This window comes from Acinetobacter sp. I-MWF (genome assembly GCF_025433935.1).
Taxonomy (GTDB): Bacteria; Pseudomonadota; Gammaproteobacteria; order Pseudomonadales; family Moraxellaceae; genus Acinetobacter; species Acinetobacter guillouiae.
On sequence record NZ_JAMBAR010000001.1, the window covers coordinates 36,370 to 53,775 of the forward strand.

At 41.2% G+C, this 17,406-nt stretch carries 8 protein-coding genes, 2 tRNA genes, 3 rRNA genes and 1 pseudogene; 11 read left to right on the plus strand and 3 right to left on the minus strand.

What is annotated here, in order from left to right:
- The first annotated feature begins 162 nt into the window (after window positions 1–162).
- The 6 genes from M2R48_RS00170 (at window position 163) to M2R48_RS00195 (ending at window position 6,086) form a co-directional block, all read left to right on the plus strand.
- A 16S ribosomal RNA gene (locus M2R48_RS00170) occupies window positions 163–1,701 on the plus strand.
- Window positions 1,702–1,760: 59 nt separating this feature from the next.
- Window positions 1,761–1,837 (plus strand) — tRNA-Ile (locus M2R48_RS00175).
- Between the two features lie 44 nt (window positions 1,838–1,881).
- Window positions 1,882–1,957, plus strand: a tRNA-Ala gene (locus M2R48_RS00180).
- 337 nt (window positions 1,958–2,294) lie between these two features.
- A 23S ribosomal RNA gene (locus tag M2R48_RS00185) occupies window positions 2,295–5,185 on the plus strand.
- A gap of 202 nt (window positions 5,186–5,387) precedes the next feature.
- Window positions 5,388–5,502: ribosomal RNA gene (gene rrf, locus M2R48_RS00190) — 5S ribosomal RNA — on the plus strand.
- Together the 16S, 23S and 5S rRNA genes with 2 tRNA genes alongside form the textbook arrangement of a ribosomal RNA operon.
- Before the next feature lie 251 nt (window positions 5,503–5,753).
- The gene (locus M2R48_RS00195; RefSeq protein ID WP_262084740.1) at window positions 5,754–6,086 is read left to right on the plus strand and encodes a hypothetical protein; all 333 of its coding nucleotides are present in this window, start codon (window positions 5,754–5,756) and stop codon (window positions 6,084–6,086) included.
- Window positions 6,087–6,351: 265 nt separating this feature from the next.
- On the opposite strand, the gene M2R48_RS00200 is transcribed toward M2R48_RS00195, so the two are convergent.
- On the minus strand, window positions 6,352–7,098 hold the full coding sequence (locus M2R48_RS00200; RefSeq protein WP_262084742.1) for a TIGR04219 family outer membrane beta-barrel protein: 747 nt from the start codon (window positions 7,096–7,098) through the stop codon (window positions 6,352–6,354).
- Window positions 7,099–7,235: 137 nt separating this feature from the next.
- On the opposite strand from M2R48_RS00200, the gene M2R48_RS00205 reads away from it, so the two are divergent.
- The 4 genes from M2R48_RS00205 to M2R48_RS00220 all read left to right on the plus strand — a co-directional run bounded on the left by M2R48_RS00205 (window position 7,236) and on the right by M2R48_RS00220 (window position 11,273).
- Window positions 7,236–8,684: an aldehyde dehydrogenase family protein gene (locus tag M2R48_RS00205; protein ID WP_262084743.1), complete on the plus strand. Its 1,449-nt coding sequence runs from the start codon at window positions 7,236–7,238 to the stop codon at window positions 8,682–8,684.
- A gap of 59 nt (window positions 8,685–8,743) precedes the next feature.
- Window positions 8,744–9,331 (plus strand): DUF1287 domain-containing protein, encoded by a 588-nt coding sequence (locus M2R48_RS00210; RefSeq protein WP_262084744.1) that lies wholly within the window; start codon window positions 8,744–8,746, stop codon window positions 9,329–9,331.
- 309 nt (window positions 9,332–9,640) lie between these two features.
- Complete coding sequence (locus M2R48_RS00215; RefSeq protein ID WP_004718898.1) at window positions 9,641–11,119, plus strand: sodium-dependent transporter; 1,479 nt, start codon at window positions 9,641–9,643, stop codon at window positions 11,117–11,119.
- Window positions 11,120–11,129: 10 nt separating this feature from the next.
- Window positions 11,130–11,273: a methionine/alanine import family NSS transporter small subunit gene (locus M2R48_RS00220; RefSeq protein WP_004818200.1), complete on the plus strand. Its 144-nt coding sequence runs from the start codon at window positions 11,130–11,132 to the stop codon at window positions 11,271–11,273.
- Window positions 11,274–11,323: 50 nt separating this feature from the next.
- Here the strand turns inward: M2R48_RS00220 and rsmB are convergent, their stop codons facing one another.
- Both rsmB and fmt read right to left on the minus strand, forming a co-directional pair.
- Window positions 11,324–12,631, minus strand: a complete 1,308-nt coding sequence (gene rsmB, locus M2R48_RS00225; RefSeq protein ID WP_262084745.1) for a 16S rRNA (cytosine(967)-C(5))-methyltransferase RsmB — start codon at window positions 12,629–12,631, stop codon at window positions 11,324–11,326.
- Window positions 12,628–13,587, minus strand: a complete 960-nt coding sequence (gene fmt, locus M2R48_RS00230; protein WP_262084746.1) for a methionyl-tRNA formyltransferase — start codon at window positions 13,585–13,587, stop codon at window positions 12,628–12,630. The genes rsmB and fmt overlap by 4 nt, the downstream gene beginning before the upstream one ends.
- A 799-nt stretch (window positions 13,588–14,386) precedes the next feature.
- Between fmt and M2R48_RS00235 the strand changes: the two are divergent.
- Window positions 14,387–17,406 (plus strand): annotated as a pseudogene (locus M2R48_RS00235) (beta strand repeat-containing protein); the annotation flags it as partial.

Consider the following 17,406-nt stretch of genomic DNA (forward strand, 5'->3'; position numbering starts at 1 on the left):
ATCATTAAGAGAATATGAAGAACAACTTGTGTGGATTTTTACTGATTGATTGATCGAAATATTATCATTGATTGATTGGTTTAAATTACTCGAAGTTTATTTGAGAGAATTTGTCAGTACATTGATGAGCCAGAATTGTGACCTTAAGTCACTAATGATTTTTAACTGAAGAGTTTGATCATGGCTCAGATTGAACGCTGGCGGCAGGCTTAACACATGCAAGTCGAGCGGGGGAGGTTGCTTCGGTAACTGACCTAGCGGCGGACGGGTGAGTAATACTTAGGAATCTGCCTATTAATGGGGGACAACATCTCGAAAGGGATGCTAATACCGCATACGCCCTACGGGGGAAAGCAGGGGATCACTTGTGACCTTGCGTTAATAGATGAGCCTAAGTCGGATTAGCTAGTTGGTGGGGTAAAGGCCTACCAAGGCGACGATCTGTAGCGGGTCTGAGAGGATGATCCGCCACACTGGGACTGAGACACGGCCCAGACTCCTACGGGAGGCAGCAGTGGGGAATATTGGACAATGGGGGGAACCCTGATCCAGCCATGCCGCGTGTGTGAAGAAGGCCTTATGGTTGTAAAGCACTTTAAGCGAGGAGGAGGCTCTCTTGGTTAATACCCAAGATGAGTGGACGTTACTCGCAGAATAAGCACCGGCTAACTCTGTGCCAGCAGCCGCGGTAATACAGAGGGTGCGAGCGTTAATCGGATTTACTGGGCGTAAAGCGTGCGTAGGCGGCTTTTTAAGTCGGATGTGAAATCCCCGAGCTTAACTTGGGAATTGCATTCGATACTGGGAAGCTAGAGTATGGGAGAGGATGGTAGAATTCCAGGTGTAGCGGTGAAATGCGTAGAGATCTGGAGGAATACCGATGGCGAAGGCAGCCATCTGGCCTAATACTGACGCTGAGGTACGAAAGCATGGGGAGCAAACAGGATTAGATACCCTGGTAGTCCATGCCGTAAACGATGTCTACTAGCCGTTGGGGCCTTTGAGGCTTTAGTGGCGCAGCTAACGCGATAAGTAGACCGCCTGGGGAGTACGGTCGCAAGACTAAAACTCAAATGAATTGACGGGGGCCCGCACAAGCGGTGGAGCATGTGGTTTAATTCGATGCAACGCGAAGAACCTTACCTGGTCTTGACATAGTAAGAACTTTCCAGAGATGGATTGGTGCCTTCGGGAACTTACATACAGGTGCTGCATGGCTGTCGTCAGCTCGTGTCGTGAGATGTTGGGTTAAGTCCCGCAACGAGCGCAACCCTTTTCCTTATTTGCCAGCACTTCGGGTGGGAACTTTAAGGATACTGCCAGTGACAAACTGGAGGAAGGCGGGGACGACGTCAAGTCATCATGGCCCTTACGACCAGGGCTACACACGTGCTACAATGGTCGGTACAAAGGGTTGCTACCTAGCGATAGGATGCTAATCTCAAAAAGCCGATCGTAGTCCGGATTGGAGTCTGCAACTCGACTCCATGAAGTCGGAATCGCTAGTAATCGCGGATCAGAATGCCGCGGTGAATACGTTCCCGGGCCTTGTACACACCGCCCGTCACACCATGGGAGTTTGTTGCACCAGAAGTAGGTAGTCTAACCGTAAGGAGGACGCTTACCACGGTGTGGCCGATGACTGGGGTGAAGTCGTAACAAGGTAGCCGTAGGGGAACCTGCGGCTGGATCACCTCCTTAACGAAAGATTGACGATTGGTAAGAATCCACAACAAGTTGTTCTTCATTGATGTATCTGAGGGTCTGTAGCTCAGTTGGTTAGAGCACACGCTTGATAAGCGTGGGGTCACAAGTTCAAGTCTTGTCAGACCCACCAAGTCTACTGAACACAGAAGAGCAGATATATTAAGATCTTAAGCTGGGGACTTAGCTTAGTTGGTAGAGCGCCTGCTTTGCACGCAGGAGGTCAACGGTTCGACTCCGTTAGTCTCCACCACTAATTAAAGACTAAGTGATTACAGAACTTAGTAAGCTGATAGCTTATTAAGTTCTGTGATTTATCACAGTTAACTACTCGCTGACGAGGCGGTAGTGAATCATTAACAGAATATATTTGAGTTGAAATAATTGTTTAAACTCGTTTTAGTTGATGTTAACAAGTAATTGTTAATGTTGAATGAAATGAGCACTAGCGATAAAACTGAATCAAGCGTTTTGGTATATGAATTAAATTGAAGCTGTATGGTGATTAAGTTCACAGGCAACAAATAGAAGTGATTAAGTTCACATTGTTGATCCTCCTTGTAGGGATTAACGACTGTTTGGGGTTGTATAGTCAAGTAATTAAGTGCATGTGGTGGATGCCTTGGCAGTCAGAGGCGATGAAAGACGTAATAGCCTGCGATAAGCTTCGGGGAGGCGGCAAATATCCTGTGATCCGGAGATTTCTGAATGGGGAAACCCACTTACCATAAGGTAGGTATCGCATGATGAATACATAGTCATGCGAGGCGAACGAGGGGAAGTGAAACATCTCAGTACCCTTAGGAAAAGAAATCAATTGAGATTCCCTCAGTAGCGGCGAGCGAACGGGGATCAGCCCATTAAGTTATATGTGTTTTAGCGGAAAGCTCTGGGAAGTGCTACCGTAGAGGGTGATAGTCCCGTACACGAAAGGGCACATATAATGATGACGAGTAGGGCGAGGCACGTGAAACCTTGTCTGAATATGGGGGGACCATCCTCCAAGGCTAAATACTCCTGACTGACCGATAGTGAACCAGTACCGTGAGGGAAAGGCGAAAAGAACCCCTGTGAGGGGAGTGAAATAGATCCTGAAACCGCATGCATACAAGCAGTGGGAGCCAACTTGTTTGGTGACTGCGTACCTTTTGTATAATGGGTCAGCGACTTATATTCAGTAGCAAGGTTAACCGTATAGGGGAGCCGTAGAGAAATCGAGTCTTAATAGGGCGTTTAGTTGCTGGGTATAGACCCGAAACCGGGTGATCTATCCATGAGCAGGTTGAAGGTTGGGTAACACTAACTGGAGGACCGAACCCACTGTCGTTGAAAAGCCAGGGGATGACTTGTGGATAGGGGTGAAAGGCTAATCAAACTCGGTGATAGCTGGTTCTCCCCGAAAGCTATTTAGGTAGCGCCTCGGACGAATACCATAGGGGGTAGAGCACTGTTTCGGCTAGGGGGTCATCCCGACTTACCAAACCGATGCAAACTCCGAATACCTATGAGTACTATCCGGGAGACAGACTGCGGGTGCTAACGTCCGTAGTCAAGAGGAAAACAATCCAGACCGCCAGCTAAGGCCCCCAAATTATAGTTAAGTGGGAAACGATGTGGGAAGGCATAGACAGCTAGGAGGTTGGCTTAGAAGCAGCCACCCTTTAAAGAAAGCGTAATAGCTCACTAGTCGAGTCGGCCTGCGCGGAAGATGTAACGGGGCTAAAACTATATGCCGAAGCTGCGGATGTGCACTATGTGCACGTGGTAGGGGAGCGTTCTGTAAGCCGATGAAGGTGTATTGAGAAGTATGCTGGAGGTATCAGAAGTGCGAATGCTGACGTGAGTAACGACAAAACGGGTGAAAAACCCGTTCGCTGAAAGACCAAGGGTTCCAGTCCAACGTTAATCGGGGCTGGGTGAGTCGACCCCTAAGGCGAGGCCGAGAGGCGTAGTCGATGGGAAATTGGTTAATATTCCAATACTTCTGTGTAATGCGATGAGAGGACGGAGAAAGTTAAGTCAGCCTGGCGTTGGTTGTCCAGGTGAAAGGCAGTAGGCATGCATCTTAGGCAAATCCGGGGTGCTCTATGCTGAGAGCTGATAGCAAGCTAGTTTACTAGCGAAGTGGCTGATACTATGCTTCCAGGAAAAGTCTCTAAGCTTCAGTTACACAGGAATCGTACCCTAAACCGACACAGGTGGTCAGGTCGAGTAGACCAAAGCGCTTGAGAGAACTCTGCTGAAGGAACTAGGCAAAATGGTACCGTAACTTCGGGAGAAGGTACGCTGCTGACGGTGATAGGACTTGCTCCTTGAGCTATTGGCAGCCACAGAAACCAGGCCCCTGCAACTGTTTATTAAAAACATAGCACTCTGCAAACACGAAAGTGGACGTATAGGGTGTGATGCCTGCCCGGTGCTGGAAGGTTAATTGATGGGGTTAGCGTAAGCGAAGCTCTTGATCGAAGCCCCAGTAAACGGCGGCCGTAACTATAACGGTCCTAAGGTAGCGAAATTCCTTGTCGGGTAAGTTCCGACCTGCACGAATGGCATAATGATGGGGGCGCTGTCTCCAGCAGAGGCTCAGTGAAATCGAAATCGCCGTGAAGATGCGGTGTACCCGCGGCTAGACGGAAAGACCCCGTGAACCTTTACTGCAGCTTGACATTGAACTTTGATCTTACTTGTGTAGGATAGGTGGGAGGCTTTGAAGTAGTGACGCCAGTTGCTATGGAGCCATCCTTGAAATACCACCCTGGTAATATTGAGGTTCTAACTCTGTCCCGTTATCCGGGACGAGGACCATGTCTGGTGGGTAGTTTGACTGGGGCGGTCTCCTCCTAAAGAGTAACGGAGGAGTACGAAGGTGCGCTCAGCGTGGTCGGAAATCACGCGTAGAGTATAAAGGCAAAAGCGCGCTTAACTGCGAGACCCACAAGTCGAGCAGGTACGAAAGTAGGTCTTAGTGATCCGGTGGTTCTGTATGGAAGGGCCATCGCTCAACGGATAAAAGGTACTCTGGGGATAACAGGCTGATACCGCCCAAGAGTTCATATCGACGGCGGTGTTTGGCACCTCGATGTCGGCTCATCTCATCCTGGGGCTGAAGCAGGTCCCAAGGGTATGGCTGTTCGCCATTTAAAGAGGTACGCGAGCTGGGTTTAGAACGTCGTGAGACAGTTCGGTCCCTATCTACCGTGGGCGTTGGAAATTTGAGAGGATCTGCTCCTAGTACGAGAGGACCAGAGTGGACGAACCTCTGGTGTACCGGTTGTGACGCCAGTCGCATCGCCGGGTAGCTATGTTCGGAAGGGATAACCGCTGAAAGCATCTAAGCGGGAAGCCTACCTCAAGATAAGATTTCCCTAGGACTTTATGTCCTCTAAAGAGCCGTTGAAGACTACGACGTTGATAGGTTGGATGTGGAAGTGCGGTGACGCATGAAGCTGACCAATACTAATTGCTCGTGAGGCTTGACTATACAACACCCAAGCAGTTGTATACGAAGCATCATTTGATTCATAAAAGATCAAACATACTTGATTTAGTTGTAAAGCTAGTTAAACTATTCAACTCAAATGTTCTGTTTGAGCGAGGGTAAGCAAAGCAACGCTTTGCCCGAGCGCAAGATTTGGTACGAAGTAAGGCATTTAAATAAGACCCGAACAAGTCCATAACAGTTTGCTGGCGACAATAGCAAGAGTGAACCACCTGATCCCTTCCCGAACTCAGAAGTGAAACCTCTTAGCGCTGATGGTAGTGTGGGGTTACCCATGTGAGAGTAAGTCATCGCCAGCTTTTAAATCTAAAACACCCCGATCTCTAGCGAGAGCGGGGTGTTTTTTTATGGATGGTGTTTATTAGCGGAATGAAACAGATCTTGTTATAGTAAGCTAATTGATGACTGAATTCATTGAATAATGAACTGATTTTCTGTATTTCTCATCATGATCATTATTGAAGTAAGGGATATAGAAAGAGTCGAGCTATTGAACCAGCCGTTTCTTTATGCTAAAAATTAAAGCATTACGATAAAAACAGTTAATAATATGTTGATTTTCCAATTTTTCTTTACAGATTATGATGGTGAAGAGGTTTTACCCACTCAAAATCAGTATGCATCTATCGATGAAATCATAGAACTAATGCAATCTGTGTTAATCAGGCCAGAAAACTTTTTAGGGATCGTTGATAAAAATGATCGTACTTTACAGTTTATCGTTAATGATGATTATTCATTAGATGCAGATATTCCTGTTCCTGATCAAAAAGGCTCTTATACAAAAACAATAAGTTTGCATGAAGCGGTTAAACTGGTTCAAAAACAAACTGAACTGATTCAAATTGATACTATTGAAGGAATGGCTTTTATGAAGTGGTAAGTTTTTTACTTTAATTGTTTTTAGTGTATTCAAAATAAAAAACCTCAGACATCCATGCCTGAGGTTTTTTGTATTGGTTCTGAGGTATAACTCCTGTCGTACTTTTCGCTATCCTGCGTTATTGTCCTATCTTATTCTTGTTTTAATGGAAACTTCCTGTTTCCTGATGTGTTTATAGTATTAAAATTTAGCTGTTCTGCCTATACGCATAATTCGGCAGACCATGTAAGAAAAAGCTTACATGATCATAAACGGGTATTTTCTATTAAAAATGGGCATTTAAACCAATATAAGGCCCTTTAAAATTAAACTTCATATCACGGTTATCTAAATCACTGAGTTCGATATTTAAAACACGATAACCCACTTTGGCACCAAGATCTAAAACAATAGACTTAACAAAATCATATTGAATTTCAGCCTGAGCGTCCGTGATTTTTACATCATTGACATTGGTATAAGTCGCCTCAGCTTTTGCACTTAAACCTGTAAATGGTAGTTTTGCACCAGCCTCTGCATAAAGGATTGGTGCATATTCATCAACATCAACATTTTGTGAAAATTGCTTTACAGTACCGTTGAGTTTAGTTGCCCCTACACCGACATCAGCTTTTACAATGTTGTCTAAGATTTCATAGTAAAGAATAAGATCTGTATGGTCTAAATCAATTTTAGTTTTAGCAAACTCATTATTAGACTCAGTTTCAGTATCTAACTTGGTATATTTTAATTTTACATTGGGAATGATTGGAATCGGGTGCTCAAAAGCAACAGAGGCTTGAATCGTGCCTTTGGTATCTAAATCATGTTTTGCGTTTAGCCCAGTATAAGGATCTAATAATAAATTATCTGTCCCCGTTTTGTTGGATAGACTGGATGTTTTGTGGTTGATTTGAGAATCTCCACCAATACTCCAATAACTAATATCACCTTTTAAACCAATAAAATCAGCTTGAGCAAATGAACTTAGACCTAGGGCTGCGATAAATAAGGGTAATTGAATAGATTTCATATGTCCTTCTTGATGAAATGATTTTTCATCCTATATTTTTGTTACTTAAATACATTTCAATACTGTACCAACTGAAGGCATGATATAGGGGTTTATCAAATTTTGCATTATTAAAAAGATTAAATCGAGGGTGTAGGATGAGTGATTCTATTGATCAAGCAGTGATTGAATTCCCACTTTATGTCGCCAATAAAGCGATTAAATCAGGGCAATGGCTTGAAGTTCATGATAAATTTTCGGGGAAAATTTATGCAAAAGTGGCTTTAGCGGATGCAAAAATTTTAGAAAAAGCCATTAGTGCAGCTGTGAAAGCTGAGAAAGAAATGTCTGCTTTAAAACCATTTCAGAAGCAAAAAATACTGTTGCATTGTGTTCAGCGTTTTAAAGAACTCCGTGAAGAATTAACCCAAATTTTAATTATCGAAGGTGGAAAGCCTAAACTTGCTGCAGCAGCTGAGGTTGAAAGGCTGATTAATACTTTCCAACTAGCGGCAGATGCAGTCTCCACAATTAATGATGGTCATTTAATGCCCTTGGCTGTAACCGCTGCGGCTTCTGCATATCGGGGAATGGTACAACATGTGCCGATTGGTGCAGTGTCTCTGATCAGTCCGTTTAATTTTCCTTTGAATTTAACAGCACATAAAATTGCACCAGCAATTGCAGCGGGTTGTCCATTTGTATTAAAACCAGCAAGTTTGACGCCAATTTCCGCATTAAAAATCGCAGAAATTTTAGCTGAAACAGATTTACCAAAAGGCGCATTTTCAATTTTGCCTTGTCCACGAGAACATGCTGATGTGTTAGTGACGGATGATCGCTTTAAGCTGCTCAGCTTTACCGGTTCTGATCAAGTAGGTTGGGATATGAAAGCACGTGCTGGTCGTAAAAAAGTAACCCTCGAATTGGGGGGGAATGCAGCTGTTCTAATTGAACCTGATACAGAAATAAGTGATGCATTGATTGATCGAGTGATTGGTGGTGCATATGGTCATGCGGGACAGGTGTGTATTAGTGTGCAACGAATTTTAGTACATGCTGATATTTATATAGAATTTAGAAAAAAAATCTTAGCAAAATTGAAAAAAATACCTGCGGCAGATCCACATGTAGAAACCACGATAGTGGGTCCAATGATCAAAGAGGCTGAAGCGATTCGTTTAAAAAAATGGGTAGATAAAGCGGAGAAAAAGGGTGCGAAAATCTTAATTGGTGGCACTTTAAAAGGTGTTTTATTTGAACCAACTTTGCTTGAAAATGTCGATGAATCTCTTGAAATTTATCAAAATGAAGCATTTGGCCCTGTGGCAATTTTAGAAAAATATAAAACATTTGAGAAAGGTATCGAAGTGATTAACCAAGGTCGCTTTGGTTTACAGGCTGGTGTATATACTCAAAATCTCAATAAGATGCTTTATGCATGGGATCATTTACACGTGGGCGGAGTAATTATCAATGATATACCCACCTTCAGAGTTGATAATATGCCATATGGTGGTGTGAAAGATTCGGGTTTAGGTCGTGAGGGGATTCAGTCTGCAATTGGTGATATGCAGGAAGAGCGCTTACTTGTGATCAAACAATAAGTTAATATTCTAAGGGGCTACGGCTCCTTATTTCTTTGAGTTTTATATAGAGTTAAAAAATGATAATAAAATTTTTCAATTCATTATTTTTAATGATTTTACTTTGCTTACTGAGTGTGCAAATTTGGGCATTTCAATCTGAAAAACTGGTAAATGATGCACGTTCTCAGATTTTGAAAACACTTTATTATGATCCTGCTTATACTCAGTTGTCTTATCCAATGGGTGATGTTCCATTGATCAAAGGTGTATGTACAGACGTGGTTATTCGCGCCTTACGCCATCAAGGTATAGATCTGCAACAACGTATTCATGAAGATATGAAAGCCAATTTTAAAAAATATCCACAAAAATGGGGTTTAAAAGCAACCGATCGAAATATTGATCATCGACGGGTTCCAAATATCATGACCTATTTTCAGCGTCAAGGTTATCAAGTGAATGATCAAAAATATCAAGCAGGTGATATCGTGGCATGGGATTTAGGTAAAGGTTTAACCCACATTGGTATCATTTCAAATAAAACCACAATGTTGTCAAAAACACCTTTGGTTATTCATAACATTGGTTCTGGAACACGTGAAAATGATATTTTGCATGAATATAAAATCATTGGGCATTATCGACTACCCAAGACGGTCAATTAGAAATAGGCAATTCCAAGCAAAATAGCTAAAAATTAACCATGTGTGATGAAAAGAAAAAAAAACCTGAGAAAATGGACACAAATTACAGAAAAAGCGCTGCAAAACGAGTATTGTTACAACATTAAACAGTAATCTTGTTGATGCACTTTAACCGAGAAGTTTGCAAAGTTACTGGTTTGGAATAATAACAAAGCACCCAAAAGGTGCTGTTTTATTCAAACAACAAAATTTAAAATTGGTACTTCTTTTGCTCGCAGATCACAATGAAAAAAAGCAGCATTTGAGGACATCTACAGAATTAGGTGTTTTATGACAGAATCTCGTGAAAACTGGACATCACGATCAGGTTTTATTATCGCAGCTGTTGGATCGGCTGTCGGTTTAGGTAATATTTGGCGCTTCCCTTACATTGCTTATGAAAACGGTGGTGGCGCTTTTTTAATTCCATATTTAATTGCACTTATCACTGCAGGTTTGCCACTGTTATTTTTAGACTATGCGACAGGGCATAAAAGTAATTCTTCACCTCCTAAAGCCTATCGTGCTTTATTTAAAGGGGGTGAAACTTTAGGTTGGTGGCAAGTCTGTGTCTGTATCATTATTGGTTTGTATTATGCCAGCGTACTGACATGGGCTGGCAGTTATGTTTATTTTTCTGTAGGTCAATTGTGGGGAAGTGATCCTGAAAACTTCTTCTTCAATACCTATTTACAAACTTCAAAATCAACAAGTTTTGATTTTCAGTTTGTTGGTCATTTATTTTGGCCAATTGTGGGAATTTGGGCATTAACACTGATCATCTTATTCGGTGGTGTGAAAAAAGGGGTTGAATTATCCAATAAAATTTTCATGCCTCTACTGTTTATTCTGTTCACGATTCTTGTTATTCAAGCGTTACGTTTACCCGGTGCAGTTCAAGGTTTAAATGCTTTCTTTACACCGAACTGGGCAGCAATGTGGGATTATAAAGTATGGCTTGCAGCATTTGGTCATACGTTCTTTTCACTCTCTGTTGGCTTTGGGATCATGGTGACTTATGCCTCGTATCTTAAACCAAAAACCAATTTAACAGGCTCGGGCCTCATTGTTGGTTTTGCCAATGCGTCTACTGAAATCCTTGCGGGTATTGGTATCTTCGCGGCACTGGGCTTTATGGCATTTTCAGCAGGCAAACCTGTAGATCAAGTGGTCAGTGGTGGTATCGGCTTGGCATTTATTGCTTTCCCTAAAATCATTTCAAGTTTAGGGACTGGTGCGGATTTATTCGGTTTACTGTTCTTCTCTTCTTTATTTGTTGCAGGGATTTCTTCAATGGTGAGTATCCTTGAAGTGCCGATTGCAGCGATGCAAGACAAGTTAAAATGGGGACGTAAAAAAGCCGTAAGCATCATTGGCGGTGGTAGTGCACTGGTTTCAATTTTCTTATTCTCTAGTGTGAATTCGATTAAACTGGTGGATATCGTCGATCACTTTATCAATAACATTGGGATTATTGGTGGTGCGTTATTGTCAATTATTTCGATAGCATGGTTTAAACGTTCGGCATTGATGGAGTTACGAGATCATGTGAATCGTATTTCAACTGTGCAACTTGGTAAAGGTTGGGATTTCACTTTAACTGTAATCACATCTTTAATTTTGCTGGTCACTTTAACTATGACCGTTTTTAGCTTGATTAAAAATGGATACGATACCTATAGTTCAAGTATGTTGATGTTCTTTGGTTGGGGCAGTGTGATTTTCTGTGCTGTTATTGCTTTAGTCCTTAGCAAAATGAAAGATCGATAGGAGCGTCAAAATGAATACTTCTGCAATCGTGATGATGATTATTTCAATGGTATTTTTATGGGGTGGGTTGATTTTATCGATCCTACATTTGATGAAAAATCCTGAAGAACTGGATGACGTTCTGGAAGAAGTCAAAGATCACCATACGCTTTAAACTTGAGTCAAAAAAAGCAGGCGAATTAGCCTGCTTTTTTAATGCATTTTTTAAGCCGTTTTCTGAATTCGGCAATAATAGAAACCATCACCATGATGTGCTTCAGGCAACAATTGACGACCGTGAATTTGTTCTATTCCCCAGTTTGCATCAATCTTGATTTCTTCAGCATCTGCATGTTCAGAAAAAAAATCGACCATCTGCTGTTCATTTTCAACTTTTAGAATTGAGCAGGTAATATAAAGTAGTGTTCCACCAACTTTAAGCTGCTGCCACATATGCTTTAAAATTTGCTTTTGCAGATCGACCACTTGCTGAATATCTGTAGATTGACGCAATAAGCGAATATCAGGATGACGACGTAGAACACCAATAGCAGAACATGGTGCATCCAATACGATGCAATCGACCAACTCTTTAGGCGCCCATGTTGTAGCATCTGCTGTGATGATTTCAACTGTTGCATCAACATTTAATTCAAGGCGTTCCAAGTTTTCTGAAACACGCAATAATCGTTTAGCATCATGATCAAGCGCAATTAATTTTTTAGGATTGAAGCGCTCTAAAATATGAGCTGCTTTACCACCCGGTGCTGCACAAGCATCGATAATGACTTTGTCATCTAAGTTGGGTAACAGTGTTGCACACAATTGAGCATGTTCATCTTGAACAGAAAACCCGCCTTCTTCAAAGCCTGGTAAATGAGTAATATTACCCGTTTGTTCCAGAACAATACCAACATCTGAAAGTGTACAAGGACGAGCATCAATCTGTTCTTCATCTAAAATATCAAGATATTCATCACGACTAATTTGACGTTCATTGACACGCAGCGTTAGTGGGGCAACTTGTTTTAAATTTTGACAGATTTCAGGGAGTAGATCAGCCCAATCTTTTTTAAGTCGTTTGAACAGCCAGCTTGGTAAACCATGGGTATTATTCAAAGCCGTTTGAAACTCAGTTGTTTCACGTGAAACACGACGAAGGATGGCATTGACCAAACCACTCATCGGTTCAAAACCTAATTGCTTCGCTGCATTGACAGTTTCTGAAATCGCCGCATGTGCAGGAATACGGGTGCATAAAATCTGGTATAAACCCAAATATAAGCAACTTTCTAGTGCCTCATTGTCTAACGGTTTTGTGAGCAAGGGTAAGGTAATTGCTTTTAAAGAATACCACTGACGTAAACAGCCCAAAGTAAGCTCATGGTATAAACCACGATCACGTTCAGAAACAATATTGATATGTTGGTTTAAAACGGAAGCCAAAGACTGTCCATTTTGAACAGCTAAAAGTGTTTTAACCACTTGTGCGCGCAAATTCAAATTTTTTGCAGATGATTGAATTTGGCTCATGCGAATATATTTCCTACTGAAAGTTTATGGCTTTGTATAATTTGTACAGGGTTAATGGCTTTACCACCTGGCCATTGTAGGCTAGTCAGGCAAATCACACCATCTCCACACAGCACATGTACACCTTGTTTGTTCATCTCGATAATGGTTCCGGGTACTTCACCGTTGGCTGTAAGGTCTGAAATTTGAGAATTCCATACACGTAAATTATTGCTTTCATCTATTGGTGTAAATGCGACTGGCCAAGGATTGAATGCCCGAATATTGCGATCCAGTTCAACTGCTGATTTAGTCCAATCAATTTGTGCTTCAGCTTTTGTGAGTTTATGTGCATATACCGTAAATTGTTCATCTTGCACTTCACGTGCATCTAAATATTGTTGTAATTTTTGTTCTGATTCTAATACCGCACAAATTGCTTCAGCGCCTTGGATCGCAAGTTTCTCATATAAAGTCGCTGAGGTTTCTTGTGCTGTGATTGGGCATACTGTTTTAAAGATCATATCGCCTGTATCTAGTCCAGCCGCCATTTTCATAATCGTTACTCCGGTTTCAGTGTCACCTGTTGCAATGGCACGCTGAATCGGAGCGGCACCACGCCAACGTGGTAGCAAAGAACCATGAATATTTAAACAACCATAGCGCGGTGTATCTAATACGGCTTGAGGCAAAATTAAACCATAAGCCGCAACCACCATTACATCTGCACCCAAAGCTGCTAATTCTTGTTGAGCCGCTAAGCCTTCGTCTGTCGATGCTTTGAAATGAAGAGGTTGATAGACGGGTAAGTTGTTTGCGAGCGCAAGTTGTTTCACGGCTGAAGCTGTCATTTTTTGTCCACGACCTGATTTGCGGTCGGGTTGAGTATACACAGCGACGATTTCGTGATCAGTTTCAATGAGTGCTGCTAAAGCAGAAGCTGCAAATTCGGGTGTACCTGCAAAAATGATCTTCAAAGGTTATGCTCAGATTAAATTTTAAATTGAATTATAGCAAACCTGATTATGCGGTGGCGTTTTCAAATGAAAATACGGGTTTTTCTATGTAAAAAATAAAATACGATCAATTGTATATTTTGTTTTGATCACTTATTTGATTTGAAAACAGTCAGCAGATGTCTTTTTTACAACACCCTTAAAATTCGCGTAAATCTAAATTAACCAACATCCATTTTTAAAATAAATATCACTTTTTTAGACGAAATTTTACACTTTAAATTGATAGAAATAGATCTTATTTTTAACTTAATCTAAATAAACAGATGATTTAGAGATAGAACTTAGAATTATTGTGACCTATTTCGCAGTAAAAAATTGTTAACTGAATAAACATAGGCAGTTAATCGAAATTTAACAATATGTCAAATGTAAACTAAGTCTCACATTATTTTGATAAATGTGACAAATTTTGTCACATGCTCAATTTAAGAACAATATGTATTTAATAAATCTTAATGTTTTTTGATTGGTGTATAAATTGCTGATTTATAGATATAAAAATTAAAAAATGTATGGTTATTTTACTTTTTATTTAAAAGTTTAGACCATGTGTTTAAAAAAATAAAATAAGTGAAATATATCTCAATTTTTCTATTGCTTTAAATGTATGTAAATTGTTAAATAAAAAAAATTGTACATTTTATATGCATTATTGAGGCGAAATCAGCGGCTGTAATGCACCTCCTAAAGGAAAAGTAATATGAATAAGATCTACAAAGTGATTTGGAATGCGACTTTGTCGGCATGGGTTGCAGTTTCTGAATTGGCAAAAGGGAAAACCAAGTCTTCTAAGATCACAGGCTCTGTCGGGACAGTTGTTGCTATTGTTGGGGCTATCAGCTTTTCGCCAGATGCATTCGCGGGAGGTTATAGTGCTGGTGGTGGTAATATTAATGCTGCTTGTAGCAGTACAAGTACAACAACAGGGCAAACTGGTGCTATTGCAATTGGTGGAGGGGATCAAGCCCCTTGTGCAAGCCAACCATATGCAACAGCTATTGGTAATAATGCAAAAGCAGCTAGTCGTGGTTCTATTGCTATTGGTAGTGGGGCATATGCAAACTCAGGTGAAAATGTATTAGATGGTAAAGGGGCAGTTGCAATTGGTAATGATGCTGTTGCAATTGGGAAAAACTCATTTGCCCTAGGTGCACAAGCCTCTGTTGTTGAAGACAATACCGTTTCTTTCGGTCATGCGAATGGCGATGCAAAATATGTAGGTGGTGTCGCGAGTGGTACATGGACAGATGATCGCTTTATGAGAGTAGCGAATATTGCTAATGGTTATAAAAATAATGATGCGGTCAATGTTTCACAAATAAAACCACTTGCTACAGCACTAGGTACAACGGTTGATGCAACAACAGGTGTAGTTGCACCTCCAAGCTATACTATTACTAAGACAGATGGAACAAGTTATGCTGCAGTTAATACAGTACCTGCTGCTTTAACTAACTTAAATAGTGAAATAACAAAAGCCATTACTTTTGCAGGTAATACAGGAACTTCAGCAAATAAACTTGGTTCGACTCTGAATATCACAGGAACAGGTTCTACAGCAGGTTCGTATACTGGTAATAATTTAAAAACATCTGTGAGTGGAAGTACCGTTAGCATCCAGATGGCAGAAGCACCTGTATTTACAGGCACTGTAACTGCTGGAAATTTAGCAACAGGTGGGACTTTAAGTGTTACAGGAGTTAGTAATTTAAATGGTGGGGCAAATTTAAACAGTCAAAAAATTACAAATGTTGCTGCAGGTGCTGCAGCAGGTGATGCCGTTAACTTTGGTCAATTAACTACAACCAATCAAAACGTAAGTAATTTGACGACAACTGTTACCAACCAAGGTACTGATATCAGCACATTAAAAGGTGGCTTTAACTTACAAACCAACGGTAAGAACAGTGGTGCGATTAAAGCGGGTGACACGGTTGATATTGGTGTAGCAACGCCAGCGGATACTAACCTTACCGCAACCAAGACAGGTAACAATGTTGCGTTTGCTTTAAGCAAAGACTTGAATTTAACCAGTGTTACCACAGGTAATACAGTGATAAACAACGCCGGTGTAACCACAGATAAAGTGACTGTTGGTACTGTGGTGGTTGATAAAACGACTGGGATCAATGCGGGTGGTAAAAAGATTACCAATGTAGCAGCAGGTGATATCAGTTCAGCAGCATCAACAGATGCTGTGAATGGTGGTCAATTATTTACAACGAATCAGAACGTTGCGAAAAACACATCAGACATTAGTACGTTAAATACCACTGTTACCAATCAAGGTAATCAAATCACGACCAATACGTCAAATATCGCAACCAATACATCTGATATCAGCACCTTAAAAGGTGGCTTTAATTTACAAACCAACGGTAAGAATAGTGGTGCGATTAAAGCGGGTGACACGGTTGATATTGGTGTAGCAACGCCAGCGGATACTAACCTTACAGCAACCAAGACAGGTAATAATGTCGCATTTGCTTTAAGCAAAGACTTGAATTTAACCAGCGTTACTACAGGTAATACCGTGATTAACAACGCCGGTGTAACCGCGGATAAAGTGACTGTTGGTACTGTGGTGGTTGATAAAACGACTGGGATCAATGCGGGTGGTAAAAAGATTACCAATGTAGCGGCAGGTGATATCAGCTCAGCGACATCAACAGATGCTGTGAATGGTGGTCAATTATTTACAACGAATCAAAATGTAAGTAATTTGACGACAACTGTTACGAATCAAGGTAATCAAATCACAACGAATACGTCTGATATCAGTACATTAAAAGGTGGTTTTAACCTACAAAGTAATGGTAAGAACAGTGGTTCGATTAAAGCGGGTGACACGGTTGATATTGGTGTAGCAACTCCAGCGGATACTAACCTTACAGCAACCAAGACAGGTAATAATGTCGCATTTGCTTTAAGCAAAGACTTGAATTTAACCAGCGTTACTACAGGTAACACAGTGATTAACACTGCTGGTATAACCGCAGATAAAGTGACCGTTGGCAACGTTGTTATAGATAAAACAACCAACAAGATCAGTGGTGTAGAAGCAGGAACTGATACGAAAGATGTTGTAAACAAAGGTCAATTAGATGCTTTGGCAGGACAACAAACAGCAACAGATAATTCGGCAGTGAAATACGACAACGCCACAACTAAAGATAAAGTGACTTTAGGCGGTGGCGCTACAGGTACAACGCTGACAAATGTTAAAGCGGGTGATGTTTCTGCAAACTCAACAGATGCAATCAATGGTAGTCAGCTTTATACGACAAACCAGAATGTAGCTCAGAATAGCAAAGACATCGCAACCAATACGTCAAATATCGCAACGAATACATCAAATATTGTGACCAATACATCTGACATCACGACTTTAAAAGGTGGCTTTAACTTACAAACCAACGGTCAGAATAGTGGTGCGATTAAAGCGGGTGACACGGTTGATATTGGTGTAGCAACGCCAGCAGATACTAACCTTACAGCAACCAAGACAGGTAATAATGTCGCATTTGCTTTAAGCAAAGACTTGAACTTAACCAGCGTTACAGTAAACGATGGAACCAATGGTACAAATGGTTCTACCGTGATCGGTAAAGATGGCATCTCAGTTAAAGATGGTTCAGGCAATACGATTGCAGGTGTAGATAACACAGCATTGACAGTTAAAGATGGTAGTGGCAACACAGAAACTAGCATCAACAAAGCGATCAATACTCTCAATGCATCGCAAGGTGAGACTGATAAGTTTGCAGTGAAGTACGA